The following is a 13,497-nucleotide window of genomic DNA, read 5'->3' on the forward strand; positions in this document are numbered from 1 at the left end:
TGGCCGAACAATGACGGCCGAGTGATCCAGGAGTCTTTCATGCCGCTGTCCCAGGTTTCCATCCCCGTATTCGTGCGCGGCCTGAACGTGCTGGCCGCATTGCTGCGCAAGGGCGAAGCCCATGCGCGCGAGCAGGGCTTGCCGCCCGAGCAGCTATTGCAGGCCAGGCTCGCACCCGATATGTTCAATCTGGTGCGTCAGGTGCAATCGGTCAGCGACGCAGCCAAGGCGGGCGGCGCACGGCTGGCGGGCGTGCCCGTTCCCGGCATGCCCGATACCGAGACGACGTTCGCCGAGTTGCAGGAGCGTATCGCCAAGACCGTGCGATTCCTGGAAAGCCTTTCCCCGGCCGATGTCGACGCCGACATGGAACGGCCGATCGAGGTCAAGGCGGGCAGCATCGTGTTGAAGTTCACGCCGGTGCCGTACCTGACGACCTTCGCGCTGCCAAACTTCTACTTCCACATCACCACCGCCTACGACATCCTGCGCAACCAGGGCGTGCCCCTGGGCAAGATGGATTATCTGGGCGACCTGTCCTTCGCCGCGCCGGCCTGAGCCGCATCCGTCACGCCGCGTCCGCTCCACGCGGGACGCGGCAGCCCACCGGCCATGGGCGGGGTCGCGGCGGCCCGTAGCCTCAGGTCACTGGCGCCGGGTTGAACAACGCCAGCGCATTGTGCAGGCCCAGCGCTTCGGCGCGCGTCTTCTTGCGGCCGCTGGCGACGTCCAGCATGTAGTGGAACAGTTCCCAACCCACATCGGCGATGGTGGCATTGCCGGTGGCGATGCTGCCGGCGTTCACGTCCATCAGGTCGAACCAGCGCCGCGCCAGGTCGTCGCGCGTGGCCACCTTGATCACCGGCACTTCGGCCAGGCCATAGGGGGTGCCGCGCCCCGTCGTGAAAATGTGCAGGTTCATGCCCGCGGCCAATTGCAGCGTGCCGCAGATGAAGTCGCTGGCCGGCGTCGCGGTGTAGATCAGGCCCTTGGTCTTGAGCTTTTCGCCGGGCGCCAGCACGCCGGAAATCGCCGAATGTCCCGACTTGGCGATCGACCCCATGGCCTTCTCGACGATATTGGACAAGCCGCCCTTCTTGTTGCCCGGCGACGTGTTGGCGCTGCGGTCCGCCATGCCGCGCTGCAGATAGCGGTCGTACCAGTCCATTTCGCGGATCAGCGCTTCGGCCACTTCGGGCGTGGCCGCGCGCGCCGTGAGCTGGGCGATGCCGTCGCGGACTTCGGTGTTCTCGGAGAACATCACCGTGCCGCCGGCGCGCACCAGCAGGTCGCTGGCGAAGCCGACCGCGGGGTTGGCGGTCACGCCGGAGAAGGCGTCGCTGCCGCCGCATTGCACGCCGACCACCAGGTCGGAGACCGGACAGGTGACGCGGCGCCGCTGGTCCAGCGTTTCCAGGTGGCGTTCGGCCGTCCGCATGATGTGCGCGACCATGGATTCGAAGCCGACATGGGCTTCGTCTTGCAGCGTTACCGTATCGACACGATGGCCGCGATCGAGCAGGGGAATGCTGCCGGGCGGCAACAAGCGGTCGGGTTGCAGCTTTTCACAGCCCAGGCTGACCATCATGGCCGTACCGCCAAAGTTGGGGTTCTGGCTGATGTTGCGCAGGGTGCGGATGGGGATGATGGCGTCGGGAGCGTCGATGGCCACGCCGCAGCCGTAGGTGTGCTCGATGCCGACCACGTCGTCGACGTTGGGGTAGCGCGGCAGCAGTTCGGCGCGTATGCGCTTGACCGCATGTTCGACCACGCCCGACACGCACTGCACGGTGGTCGTGATGGCCAGGATGTTGCGCGTGCCCACCGAGCCATCGGCGTTGCGATAGCCCTCGAAGGTATAGCCTTCCAGCGGCGGCGCGGGCGGCGGCACGCGGGTGGAGATGGGCAGGGCGTCCAGGCCGGGAGCGGCGGGCATGGTGGTCACGCGCTCGTTGACCCAGCTGCCGCGCGGCAGTTCCTGCGCCGCATAGCCTATGGTCACGTGATAGCGGATGATGGCGTCGCCGGGCGCGAGATCGCGCAGGGCGACCTTATGGCCTTGCGGAACATGCTCGAGCAGCACCAGGCCGTCGGGGAACTCGGTGCCGACGGGAAGGCCGCCGTCATTGACGACGATGGCCACGTTGTCGTCGTCGTGGATGCGGATGTAAAGCGGGGCGGGCTGGGCTTGAGGCTGGACTTGCATGACGGCCTGCGTCTCCTGGGCGGTTCGCGATATGTTTGTCATCGTACAACCAGGGCCGGCCATCCAGCCCGTGTTTCGTACGGACGCCAGACAATATAAACCGATTGGACGGACCTTGCTTGTAAAAAACAGCGCCACGTGCAAGTTTCTAGTCATATGATGACGTACAACTTTGATGGCATACGGCGTGTTTGGCTCGCCACGTGCATGCGGGGAACGTGTCCCCTACCGGCGCCCCACGGGCGCGGCTACTCAATTATTGGCCACGTGTTCCTGACCCAGGTATTCATAGGCGTCGGTATTCACATGGGAGACGCGCCATTCCACCGGCATGCGGTGATACGAATACGCGACGCGGCGGATTTGCAGCAAGGGCTGGCCTTCGGGCACGCCCAGCCATTGCGCGTGCGTCGGGTCGGCCAGGCCGGTGCGCAAGCGTTCGTCGGTGCCGATGACGTTCACGCCGAACGCATCCTGGTACAGGCTGTACAACGTGCTGGGGCGGTCGCGCAACTGCTGTTCGGTCATGCCAGGAAAGAGCGCCTCGGGCAGGCAGATCTCGTCGACCATGACGACATCGCCATTGAGCGATAGCACGTTGTTGAACTCGAAGACATGCGCGCCGCTGGCCAGTCCCAGCTTTTCGCGCACCAGGGCAGTCGCGCGGGCGCGCCGGAAGCGCATGAGCTGCGTGGTGGGATAGGCTTTCTTGCCGTCCTGCCGCACGATGCGGAAGAACTTGAAAAAGTGCGGATTGCGCGTATGCACCGCGACGTAGGTGCCGCGGCCTTGATGCCGCACCAGGATGTTCTCCGCCGCCAACTCGTCGATGGCCTTGCGCAAGGTGCCTATCGACACGCCGAAGCGTTCCGCCAGGACCTTTTCCGGAGGAATGGCGTCGCCTTGCTTCCATTCGCCGTGGGCCAGCGCCGCCAGCAAGGCATGCTTGATCTGTTCATACAGGGGGCTGCCCAGCGGCATGGCGAAAGAAGACAGGTTATTCATAAAGCACGTTCCGGGATCACAGCGGAATTGTACCGCAAGGAGGCCATCACTTATATATATCATATAAATGAATATCGAACGGCATATTCAATGGCCTGTTCCACCCGTGCGGGTCGACAAGGCCGGCTTCCGCATAATCCGCCGAAGTTTCGGTATCATGGGTCGGCTTGCCGCTTTTGCCTTTTCCTTGCGCATCGTCGCAGTCCAGGTGTACGGCCTGGTTGCCCATCGACGGATCGACCGAACATATGTCGCCAGTCCGCAGCAGCAGCGTGACCCCGTTCTCCGTTCGACTTGGTATCGCCGGCATGCTCGCCACGGGCCTGCTATCGGGCTGCGTGTCGCTGGCGCCCGAATATCGCCAGCCGCCCTTGCCGGTGCGCGCCAGCTGGGACGTGCCGGCCGCGCCCGGCGATGCCGTCGCCACCCTGGGCTGGTCCGACTATTTCGGCGATCCACGGCTGCGCGCGCTCATCGAAAACACCCTGGCCAATAACCGCGACCTGCGCATCGCCGCGGCACGGGTCGAGCAGGCGCGTGCCGCGTATGGCATACAGCGGGCCGACCTGTATCCGTGGTTCGCCGCCGGCGCCACCGGCACCCGCCAGCGCGTGCCGGGCGATCTGAATCTGTCCGGCCAGCCGCAGGTGTCCAGCCAATACCAGGTGGCGCTGGGCATGTCGGAATGGGAGCTGGACCTGTGGGGGCGGGTGCGCGACCTCAGCACGGCGGCCTTGCAGGATTATTTCGCCGCCGACGATACGCGGCGCGCCGCGACGCTCAGCCTGATCAACCAGACCGCGCAGAACTACCTCGGCTTGCGCGACTTGCAGGAACGCCTGGACCTGGCACGGCAGACCGTCGCGACCCGCGCCGAAAGCCTGCGTATTTTCGAGCTGCGGCATCGCGTGGGGTCGGCTTCCAAGCTGGAGCTGACGGAGACCATGACGCTTTGGCAGCAGGCTCGCGCGCTGGTGACGCAGCTTGAACAGCAACGCGCCGCGCAAGCGCATGCGCTGGAGCTCCTGACCGGCTCGCCGGTTCCTGTCGACTATGCGCAGGGGCCCGGCGACGACGAAGGCATGATGCGCGACCTGGCGCCCGGCCTGCCTTCCGCGCTGCTGGAGAACCGTCCGGATATCGTGGCGGCCGAGCACCAGCTCAAGGGGGCGCATGCCAGCATCGGCGCCGCCCGCGCCGCGTTCTTTCCCCGCATCGCCTTGACCGGCGCGGCGGGCACGGCCAGCGCCGACCTCGACGGCCTGTTCAAGGGCGGCAGTGGCATGTGGACCTTTACGCCCAGCATCACGCTGCCCATCTTCCAGGGCGGGGCATTGCGCAACAACCTTGATCTCGCGCAGGCGCGCCGGGTCGAGGCCGTGGCCCAATATGAGAAGACCATACAGGCGGCTTTCCGCGACGTGGCCGACGCCTTGTCCGCGCGCGACTGGCTGGCGCGGCAGGTCGAAATCCTGGGCGCGACGCACGCGGCCCAGGCCGAGCGCGCGCGCCTGGCCAAGCTGCGCTACGACCACGGATCTTCCTCCTTCCTCGAAGTGCTGGACGCCCAGCGCGACCTGCTCGCCGTGCAGCAGCAGGAGGTGGAGAGCCGGTATGCCTTGTTGATCAGCCGGGCGAATCTCTATGCCGCGCTGGGCGGCGGCAGCCTGACGCTGGCGCCCGCGGATGCGGCGACGCCCGCCGATGGCGGCGGCGCCGGCGCGCCGCCGGATGCCGCAACGCGCGCCGACGTGGAAAAAACCTCGGGGATGACGCCGCCGGCCATGACACCCATGACACCCATCACACGGTAGCGGCCCCCAGTGCAGGAGCATGCGTATGAAATTGTCTTCCAAGGTCGTATTGCCCGTGTTGGCGGTCCTGGTGCTTGGCGGCGTCGGGTGGTATGCCTGGCGCGCCTTGAACCCGGGCGGCCCCGGACCCGGTTTCGCCAGCGGCAATGGCCGCATCGAGGCGACCGAGGTCGACGTCGCGACCAAGCTGGGCGGCCGGCTGGAGGCGCTTTATGTCAACGATGGAGACTTCGTCACCAAGGGGCAGACGCTGGCCCGCATGCAGATCGATACGCTGACGGCTCAACGCGCCGAGGCCATGGCGCAGTACCAGCAGACCTTGAATACCGTGGCATCGATCGAGGCCCAGGTGGCCGCGCGGATCAGCGACAAGGTGTCGGCGGACGCGGTGACGGTTCAGCGGGAGGCCGAACTCGACGCGGCGCAGCGCCGGCTCACGCGTTCGGAAACGCTCGCCAAGGAGGGGGCGTCCTCGGCCCAGGAACTGGATGACGACCGGGCCCGCGTGCGCAGCGCGCGCGCCGCCGTGCAGGCGTCGAAGGCGCAGGCGGCCGCGGCCCAGTCGGCCGTGGTGGCGGCCCAGGCCCAGGTGGTGGGCGCGCGGTCGACGGTCGACGCGGCCAAGGCGACGGTGGCCCGCATCGATGCCGACATTGCCGACAGCGAACTGCGCGCGCCGCGCGACGGCCGCGTGCAGTATCGCGTGGCGCAGCCAGGCGAGGTCCTGGCCGCGGGGGGCAAGGTGGTGAACCTGGTCGACCTTTCCGACGTGTTCATGACTTTCTTCCTGCCACAGGGCCAGGCCGGCCGCCTGGCCATCGGCGCCGAGGCGCGCATCGTCCTGGATGCCGCGCCGCAGTTCGTGATCCCGGCAACGATTTCCTTCGTGTCCAGCACGGCGCAGTTCACGCCCAAGACGGTGGAGACGCAAAGCGAGCGCGAGAAGCTGATGTTCCGCGTCAAGGCGCAGATCGACCGCGACCTGCTGCTGCGCCATTTGAAGCTGGTCAAGACGGGGCTGCCCGGCGTGGCCTGGGTCAAGGTGGACTCCCAGGCGCAATGGCCGCCCGAACTCGCCGCCAAGGTGCCGGAGTAAGCCATGGCCGGCGCCGCGCCCGATCAGGACCGAAGCGCGCACGCTGTCAGCCTGCGTGGCGTCTCGCTGCGCTATGGCAGGACACTGGCGCTGGACGCCGTCGACCTCGATGTGCCGGCCGACCTCATGGTGGGCCTGATCGGCCCGGACGGGGTGGGCAAGTCCAGCCTGCTGTCGCTGGTGGCGGGCGCGCGCGCCGTGCAGGAAGGGTCGGTGCGGGCGCTGGGTGGCGACATGGCCAGCAAGGCGCATCGTGACGCGGTCTGCCCGCGCATCGCCTATATGCCCCAAGGGCTGGGCAAGAACCTCTATCCGACGCTGTCGGTGGAGGAGAACCTGCAGTTCTTCGCGCGCCTGTTCGGTCACGACGCGGCGGAACGGCGCCGCCGTATCGACGACCTCACCCGCAGCACGGGCTTGCATCCCTTCCTGGCGCGCCCGGCGGGCAAGCTGTCGGGTGGCATGAAGCAGAAGCTGGGACTGTGTTGCGCGCTCATCCACGATCCCGACCTGCTGATCCTGGACGAACCCACCACCGGTGTCGATCCGCTTGCCCGCGCCCAGTTCTGGGACTTGATCGCGCGCATACGGCGGGAGCGCGCGGGCATGAGCGTCATTGTTGCCACGGCCTATATGGACGAGGCGCAGGGTTTTGACTGGCTGGTGGCGATGGACGACGGCAAGGTGCTGGCCACGGGCACGCCCGCGGAACTGCTGGCGCACGCGGGCCGGGACAGCCTGGAAGAGGCCTTCATCACCTTGCTGCCGGAAGAGAAAACACGCGGGTACGAACCGGTGGTGATTCCGCCGCTCGCGCTGGGCGGCGACGACGACATCGCCATCGAGGCCAGGGACCTCACCATGCGCTTCGGCGATTTCGTGGCCGTCGATCATGTGAATTTCCGCATCCGCCGTGGCGAGATCTTCGGCTTCCTGGGGTCCAACGGCTGCGGCAAGTCCACCACCATGAAAATGCTGACCGGCTTGCTGGCGGCCTCCGACGGCCAGGCGTGGCTGTTCGGGCACGAGGTGGATTCCAACGATATGGCTACCCGTCACCGCGTGGGTTATATGTCGCAGGCCTTCTCCCTGTATAGCGAACTGACCGTCCGGCAGAACCTGGTGCTGCATGCCCGGCTGTTCCATGTTCCTCCCGCCGAGGTCGGCCAGCGGGTGGGGGAGATGCTGGACCGCTTCTCCCTCGCCGGGGAGGTCGACAGCCTGCCCGACGACATGCCGCTGGGAATGCGCCAGCGCCTGTCGCTGGCGGTCGCCATGGTGCACAAGCCGGAACTGCTGATTCTCGACGAGCCGACGTCCGGCGTGGATCCCGTGGCGCGCGACAACTTCTGGCGCCTATTGATCGAACTGTCGCGGCGCGACCGCGTCACCATCTTCATCTCCACCCATTTCATGAACGAAGCGGCCCGCTGCGACCGCATCTCGTTGATGCACGCCGGCAAGGTGCTGGTCAGCGATACGCCGGACGGCATTACCGCCAGCCGCCAGGCCGCGACACTGGAAGAGGCCTTCATCGGCTACCTGGTCGATGCCGGCGCCGGCACCGCGCCCGAGCCGCTGGACGCGAAGGCCGGGACGGCGGGGCAGGCCGCGGCCGCCACGGCGCCCGCCCCGCCGGCGCACCCTGATGGTCCCCGGCGGCGCTTCTCCTTTGGCCGGCTGTACAGCTATCTGTGGCGCGAGGCCCTGGAACTGCAACGCGATCCGGTGCGTGCCACCCTGGCCCTGGTCGGGTCGGTGGTGCTGATGTTCGTCATGGGGTTCGGCATCAGCATGGACGTGGAGGATTTGCGCTTCGCCGTGCTGGACCGCGACCAGAGCGGCGCCAGCCAGAACTACGCGCTCAATATCGCGGGGTCGCGTTATTTCACGGAGACGGCGCCGCTGTTGGATGACGCCGACCTGGACCGGCGCCTGCGCAGCGGCGATATCGCCGTGGGCATAGAGATTCCGCCGGGCTTCGGGCGTGACGTCGCGCGCGGACGCAAGGTCGAGATCGGGGCCTGGATAGACGGCTCCATGCCCAGCCGCGCCGAAACCGTGCAAGGCTATGTCTCCGGCATGCACCAGGCCTGGCTGGCGGACCAGGCTCGCCAGCGCGGCATGCGCGACAGCACCAGCGTGTCCATCGAGACGCGCTTCCGCTACAACCCCGACGTGACCAGCCTGCCGGCCATGGTGCCGGCGGTGATACCCATGCTGCTGATCATGCTGCCGGCGATGCTGACGGCGCTGTCGGTGGTGCGGGAAAAGGAACTGGGGTCCATACTCAACCTGTACGTGACGCCGGTCACACGCACCGAGTTCCTGTTGGGCAAGCAGTTTCCCTATGTGGTGCTGGCCATGGTCAATTTCCTGCTGATGGCGCTGCTGGCGGTCACCGTATTCGGCGTGCCGGTCAAGGGCAGCTTCTTCACCCTGCTGGCGGCGGTCTTCATCTACAACGTCGTGTGCACCGGCATCGGCCTGCTGGCGTCGACCTTCACCCGCAGCCAGATCGCGGCGCTGTTCTTCACCATGGTGGGCACCATGATCCCGACGGTGCAGTTCTCCGGCATGACCACGCCGGTGTCGTCCATGGAGGGCAGCGGACGTGTCATAGGCGAGATCTACCCGACCACGCACATGCTGATCGTCAGCCGCGGCGTGTTCAACAAGGCCCTGGGCCTGCACGACCTGCTGCCGTCATTCTGGCCCATGCTCATTGCCGTGCCGGTGGTGCTGGGGCTGACCATCGCGCTATTGAAAAAGCAGGAGCGGTAATGGCGACACCGGCGACGGGGCAGGCCCGTTCCCATTCCTCCAAGTCCACCCCCAAGTCCAAGACCAGTAAGCGGTCGTCCCTCGCGCTGGCCGCATTCCTGGCCAATACCTGGCGCCTGGGCGTGAAGGAACTATGGAGCCTGGTGCGCGATCCGATGATGCTGGCCCTGATCGTCTTTACGTTCACGGCGTCGGTCTACTCGGCGGCCACCGCGCAACCGGACACCCTGCACCTGGCGCCCATCGCCATCGTGGACGAGGATAGCTCGCCGCTGTCGGCGCGCATTGCATCGGCCTTCTATCCGCCGCAGTTCACCCATCCCGTGATGACCAATGTCGCGGATGCCGATGCCGGCATGGACCGTGGCGTGTATACCTTCGTCCTGGACATCCCGCCCAACTTCCAGCGCGACATGCTCGCCGGCCGCGCCACCTCGCTGCAGCTCAATGTCGACGCCACGCGCATGAGCCAGGCCTTCAGCGGCAGCGGCTACGTGCAGCAGATCATCGGCGACGAGGTGAGGGAGTTCATGCAGCGCTATCGCGCCGGCGCCGAGCCGCCGGTCGGCCTGGTCCTGCGCGCGCGCTTCAATCCCTCGCTGGAAAAAACGTGGTTTGGCGCGCTGATGCAGATCATCAACAACATCACCATGCTCTCCATCATCCTGACCGGCGCGGCCCTGATCCGCGAGCGCGAACACGGCACCATCGAGCACTTGCTGGTCATGCCGGTGACCCCGGCGCAGATCATGCTGTCGAAAGTCTGGTCCATGGGCCTGGTGGTGCTGGTGGCGGCGACGATGTCGCTGTACCTGATCGTGCGAGGCGCGCTGCACGTTCCCATCAATGGGTCGGTTGCGTTGTTCCTGGCGGGGGCGGCGCTGCATCTGTTCGCGACCACGTCGATGGGAATATTCCTGGCCACGCTGGCGCGGTCGATGCCGCAGTTCGGCATGCTGCTGGTGCTGGTCCTGTTGCCGTTGCAAATGCTGTCCGGCGGCAATACGCCGCGCGAGAGCATGCCGCCCTTCGTGCAGGACATCATGCTGGCCGCGCCGACCACGCACTTCATCCAGCTCAGCCAGGGCATTCTTTTCCGGGGCGCCGGCTTCGGCATGGTGTGGGGCTGGTTCGCCGCCCTGGCCGTGATCGGGGCGGTGTTCTACGTGCTTTCGCTCAGGCGTTTCCGGCGGACGCTGAGCCAGATGGCGTGAGTAGGTTCGTAGCGCTACGTTCGTAGCGCTACGACAAGCAAAGTTTTTTGTCGGAAGGGCTGTGCAGGCCAATTTGTTGTGCTATAGTTGCGGGCTTCTGACGAACGGTGCCGGGCAGCGATGCCAGGGTAAGCCGATCGGCAGGACGGATAGAAAGCTGGCTTGGTTTTCCAGCGGACGAGTCCAGGTTAAGCCGCTTTAGCTCAGTTGGTAGAGCAGTTCATTCGTAATGAAAAGGTCGCCAGTTCGAATCCGGCAAGCGGCACCAAATTGAAAGTGAGAAGGGCAACCCCACGGGTTGCCCTTCTTGTTTTTATGCCTTGCTCATGCCCGCGCTTCGCGCATGTCCCGGCGTGCGAGGTTTATCACTGCTGCCTGTCCCGGTTCGATTGCGGCGCCAGCTGGCTGGTATCGATCTGCGTGGAGAGGGCATAGCCCTGTCCACGGACCGCATGCAAGGGCAGGTCGACGCCGTCGGCGGCCGCCTTCTTGCGCAAGCGGCTGATCATGACCGACAGCGCCGCCGTGTTGTAGTGGTCCGATCCCAGCGTATCGTTGATGGCATGGACCAATTCGTCGCGGGTCATCTGTCGCGTGGGGTGACAGGCCAGGGCTAGCAGCAGCGCTCTTTCAGCATTGCCCAATTGCAGCTTGCGACCGTCCGGCGTGGCCAGGATCCAACCTTCTTCCGAAAACCGCCAGCCCGCTTGGGGGCGTGGTTCAAGGTGCTGCCGCAGATGCTCGAGCGCGTTATTGATCATGCGCAGGCCAGCGTCGAGCTGAATGACCGTGGCGCGTAAATCAGGAGTCATACTCGTACTCTACATAAACCGAAGAAACTGCCGGGATCACTCCCCGGCTTTAATGCGCCATGTAGGTATGTTACTTCTTAAATACAAGAAACGTATCTCTATTTCGTGTAACTTGACGCGAAGCCGGGCACAAAACGTCATGATCTGGGTTTTGCTGAAATAGTGCGGCATATGACATGAATCAGTTGCCCGAATATTGCGGCGGACGTGCTGGGGCGCCATGCGAACGTCGTTATCGCGCCACTTGCGCCGGATAATGATCATGGGGCGGGGCCGGCGATCGGGGCCCTATCGCGTGGCCCAAAATAATCCGCGTAGCCACAAAAGCAAAAACCGCCTTGCGGCGGTTTCTGTTGTCGGTACTGCGCTTTAGTGCGGTTTTGGCTCCCCGAGCTGGGCTCGAACCAGCGACCTGCGGATTAACAGTCCGTCGCTCTACCGACTGAGCTATCGGGGACCTGCGCTAAAGAAGTAAGACTATAGCACGTATTTTTTGGGGTGCGCAAGTCGGTGTGCGATTTTTTTCGAAAAGACCGCGGATTTTTTTCTCGTTGGCGAGGCGTTGATCAGGAATTGCGCAGTTTGATTCCGGGTTTGCGCAATGCTTGAGCAAATTCCACCAATTGGAAATGCCCCCTGTCGATTCCGCGTCCCTCGCTCTAAGCTTTCGGCACGTGGCCTGGTTCCCATGGGCCTCGAAAAAAAAAGCCCGGCCCGGGCCGCGATGGAGACATGAGCATGACGCTAGGATGGATGCGCAAGCGGTGGGCTTGCACGGTGCTGGCATTGTCGGCGTGCGGCCTTGCCCACGCTGCCGTGGCTGCGTTTCCCGATAAACCGATACGGCTGGTCGTGCCGTTCGCGCCTGGCGGCGGGACGGACACGATTGCCCGCGCGCTGGGCGCCGGCATGGGCAAGGCGCTCAAGGTCTCCGTCATCGTCGACAACAAGCCGGGCGCCGGCACCATCGTGGGCACCGACTACGTCGCCCAGAGCGCGCCCGACGGCTACACCATCGACATGGCGTCGTTCGCGCACGCGGTGAACCCCAGCCTGCAACCCAGCCTGCCCTACGACTACCAGACCGCGTTCGCGCCGGTGGCCTTGATCGGGACCGGCCCGAACGTGATGGTGGTCCCCGCCGACAGTCCGTACCACAGCGTGCAGGACGTCATCGCCGCCGCCCAAGGCAAGGAAAAAGGCAAGGAAAAAGGCCTGACCTACGCGTCCCAGGGCATAGGAACGTCGGCTCACCTGGCCGGAGAGCTGTTCGCCAATCTTGCCAAGGTACCGATGACGCACGTGCCTTACCGGGGCGCGGGGCCGGCCATCACGGACCTGCTGGGGAATCGCATCGATGTGATGTTCGCGACCGCCGCCGCGGTTTCCGGCTTCGTCCAGGGCGGGAAGCTGCGGGCGCTGGCGGTCACCAGCCCACGGCCCTCGCCGGCATGGCCGGGCGTGCCCACCGTCGCCGCGACCTTGCCGGGCTACTCGGTGGAGAGCTGGTATGGACTCTACGTCCCCGCGAAAACGCCGCAGGCCGTGATCCAGCGGCTGAACGCGGCAGCGCGGGAGGCGACGCAGTCGGAGGATTTTCGCAAGCGCATGGAACAGGAAGGCCTGGCCGTGCGCACGGGCGATCCCGCCGAGCTCGATACGTATGTGCGCGCGGAGGAAGCGCGCTGGCGCAAGGTCGTCAAGGAAAACAACATCAAGCCTGAATAAGCGTGACGCTTTTTTCGAGAACCCGATGACATACTCACTGATAGATTTCCAGGTCGCCTCGTCGATCGCAACGATCACCTTCAATCGTCCCGAAAAACGCAACGCGATGAGCGACGACTTGCGGACTGAATTCATCGATGCGCTGGAGCGGGTCACCGCGGACACCGCCATCCGCGCGCTGGTATTGACGGGCGCCGGCAAGGCTTTCTGCGCCGGCGGCGACATCGCCGGCATGGAGAAGCGCCTGAACGCACCCGCCGGCGAAGTGGGCATCAACGGCTGGCGCCGGCAGCAGCGCGTGCATCGCGTGCAGGCCCTGCTGCATACCATGCCCAAGCCCGTGATCGCCGCGGTCAACGGCGCTGCCTCGGGGCTCGGCGCCGATACGGCCCTGGCCTGCGATTTCATCATCGCCAGCGAATGGGCGAGCTTCACCTGGTCGTATATCAACCGCGGCATCATTCCCGATGGCGGCGGCATGTACTTCCTGCCGCGCCGCGTCGGGCTGGCGCGCGCCAAGGAACTGATCTTCACGGGCCGCAAGGTCGACGTGCAGGAAGCGCTGGCGCTGGGCATCGTCGACCGGCAGGCGCCTGGCGCCGCCCTGGTCGAGCAGGCGCAGGCCTGGGCCGCGGAACTCACCAAGGGCTCGGCCACGGCGCTGGCCCTTGGCAAGACCATACTCAACCAGAGCTTCGAGCTCTCGTCCCAGCAGGTGTTCGCCCAGGGCAGCCAGGCCCAGGGCATCTGCTACACCAGCACCGAGCATCGGGAGGCGGTGATGGCCTTCCTGGACAAGGCGCAGGCCGCCGCGCCGAAGGGATAAGCCGGCGTGGCG

11 protein-coding genes and 2 tRNA genes are annotated in these 13,497 nt (G+C 65.6%); 8 read left to right on the plus strand and 5 right to left on the minus strand.

Translation table 11 applies throughout. The features are described 5' to 3' along the window. Positions 1 to 39 precede the first annotated feature (39 nt). A complete protein-coding gene (locus C7R54_RS26645) occupies positions 40 to 558 on the plus strand; it encodes a DUF1993 domain-containing protein (RefSeq protein WP_129153941.1) in 519 nt (172 codons plus the stop codon). Positions 559 to 640: 82 nt separating this feature from the next. Here the strand turns inward: C7R54_RS26645 and garD are convergent, their stop codons facing one another. The 3 genes from garD to C7R54_RS26660 form a co-directional block, all read right to left on the minus strand. Then, the gene (gene garD, locus C7R54_RS26650; RefSeq protein WP_129153942.1) at positions 641 to 2,206 is read right to left on the minus strand and encodes a galactarate dehydratase; all 1,566 of its coding nucleotides are present in this window, start codon (positions 2,204 to 2,206) and stop codon (positions 641 to 643) included. Positions 2,207 to 2,458: 252 nt separating this feature from the next. Beyond that, positions 2,459 to 3,211, minus strand: a complete 753-nt coding sequence (locus tag C7R54_RS26655) for a GntR family transcriptional regulator (protein WP_129153943.1) — start codon at positions 3,209 to 3,211, stop codon at positions 2,459 to 2,461. 46 nt (positions 3,212 to 3,257) lie between these two features. Continuing rightward, positions 3,258 to 3,440 (minus strand): hypothetical protein, encoded by a 183-nt coding sequence (locus tag C7R54_RS26660; RefSeq protein ID WP_129153944.1) that lies wholly within the window; start codon positions 3,438 to 3,440, stop codon positions 3,258 to 3,260. A gap of 19 nt (positions 3,441 to 3,459) precedes the next feature. Here C7R54_RS26660 and C7R54_RS26665 point away from each other — a divergent pair, with 19 nt between their 5' ends. From C7R54_RS26665 to C7R54_RS26685, 5 genes are all read left to right on the plus strand, one after another. Beyond that, positions 3,460 to 5,025, plus strand: a complete 1,566-nt coding sequence (locus C7R54_RS26665; RefSeq protein ID WP_129153945.1) for an efflux transporter outer membrane subunit — start codon at positions 3,460 to 3,462, stop codon at positions 5,023 to 5,025. A 25-nt stretch (positions 5,026 to 5,050) separates the two neighbouring features. Beyond that, positions 5,051 to 6,121 (plus strand): HlyD family secretion protein, encoded by a 1,071-nt coding sequence (locus C7R54_RS26670; RefSeq protein WP_129153946.1) that lies wholly within the window; start codon positions 5,051 to 5,053, stop codon positions 6,119 to 6,121. Positions 6,122 to 6,124: 3 nt separating this feature from the next. Next, positions 6,125 to 8,905, plus strand: coding sequence for a ribosome-associated ATPase/putative transporter RbbA (gene rbbA, locus C7R54_RS26675; RefSeq protein ID WP_129153947.1), 2,781 nt, complete (start codon positions 6,125 to 6,127; stop codon positions 8,903 to 8,905). After that, entirely contained in the window at positions 8,905 to 10,119 is a 1,215-nt protein-coding gene (locus C7R54_RS26680; RefSeq protein WP_129153948.1) for an ABC transporter permease, read from the plus strand. The genes rbbA and C7R54_RS26680 overlap by 1 nt, the downstream gene beginning before the upstream one ends. A 192-nt stretch (positions 10,120 to 10,311) precedes the next feature. After that, positions 10,312 to 10,387, plus strand: a tRNA-Thr gene (locus tag C7R54_RS26685). 97 nt (positions 10,388 to 10,484) lie between these two features. On the opposite strand, the gene C7R54_RS26690 is transcribed toward C7R54_RS26685, so the two are convergent. Continuing rightward, a complete protein-coding gene (locus C7R54_RS26690; protein ID WP_129153949.1) occupies positions 10,485 to 10,931 on the minus strand; it encodes a winged helix-turn-helix domain-containing protein in 447 nt (148 codons plus the stop codon). A gap of 381 nt (positions 10,932 to 11,312) precedes the next feature. Beyond that, positions 11,313 to 11,388 (minus strand) — tRNA-Asn (locus C7R54_RS26695). Positions 11,389 to 11,669: 281 nt separating this feature from the next. Between C7R54_RS26695 and C7R54_RS26700 the strand changes: the two genes are divergently transcribed. Next, complete coding sequence (locus C7R54_RS26700; protein WP_377814827.1) at positions 11,670 to 12,659, plus strand: tripartite tricarboxylate transporter substrate binding protein; 990 nt, start codon at positions 11,670 to 11,672, stop codon at positions 12,657 to 12,659. 25 nt (positions 12,660 to 12,684) lie between these two features. Then, positions 12,685 to 13,485, plus strand: a complete 801-nt coding sequence (locus C7R54_RS26705) for an enoyl-CoA hydratase/isomerase family protein (RefSeq protein WP_129153950.1) — start codon at positions 12,685 to 12,687, stop codon at positions 13,483 to 13,485. Positions 13,486 to 13,497: the final 12 nt, after the last annotated feature.

The organism is Achromobacter aloeverae (genome assembly GCF_004121055.1).
Taxonomy (GTDB): domain Bacteria; phylum Pseudomonadota; class Gammaproteobacteria; order Burkholderiales; family Burkholderiaceae_B; genus Bordetella_C; species Bordetella_C aloeverae.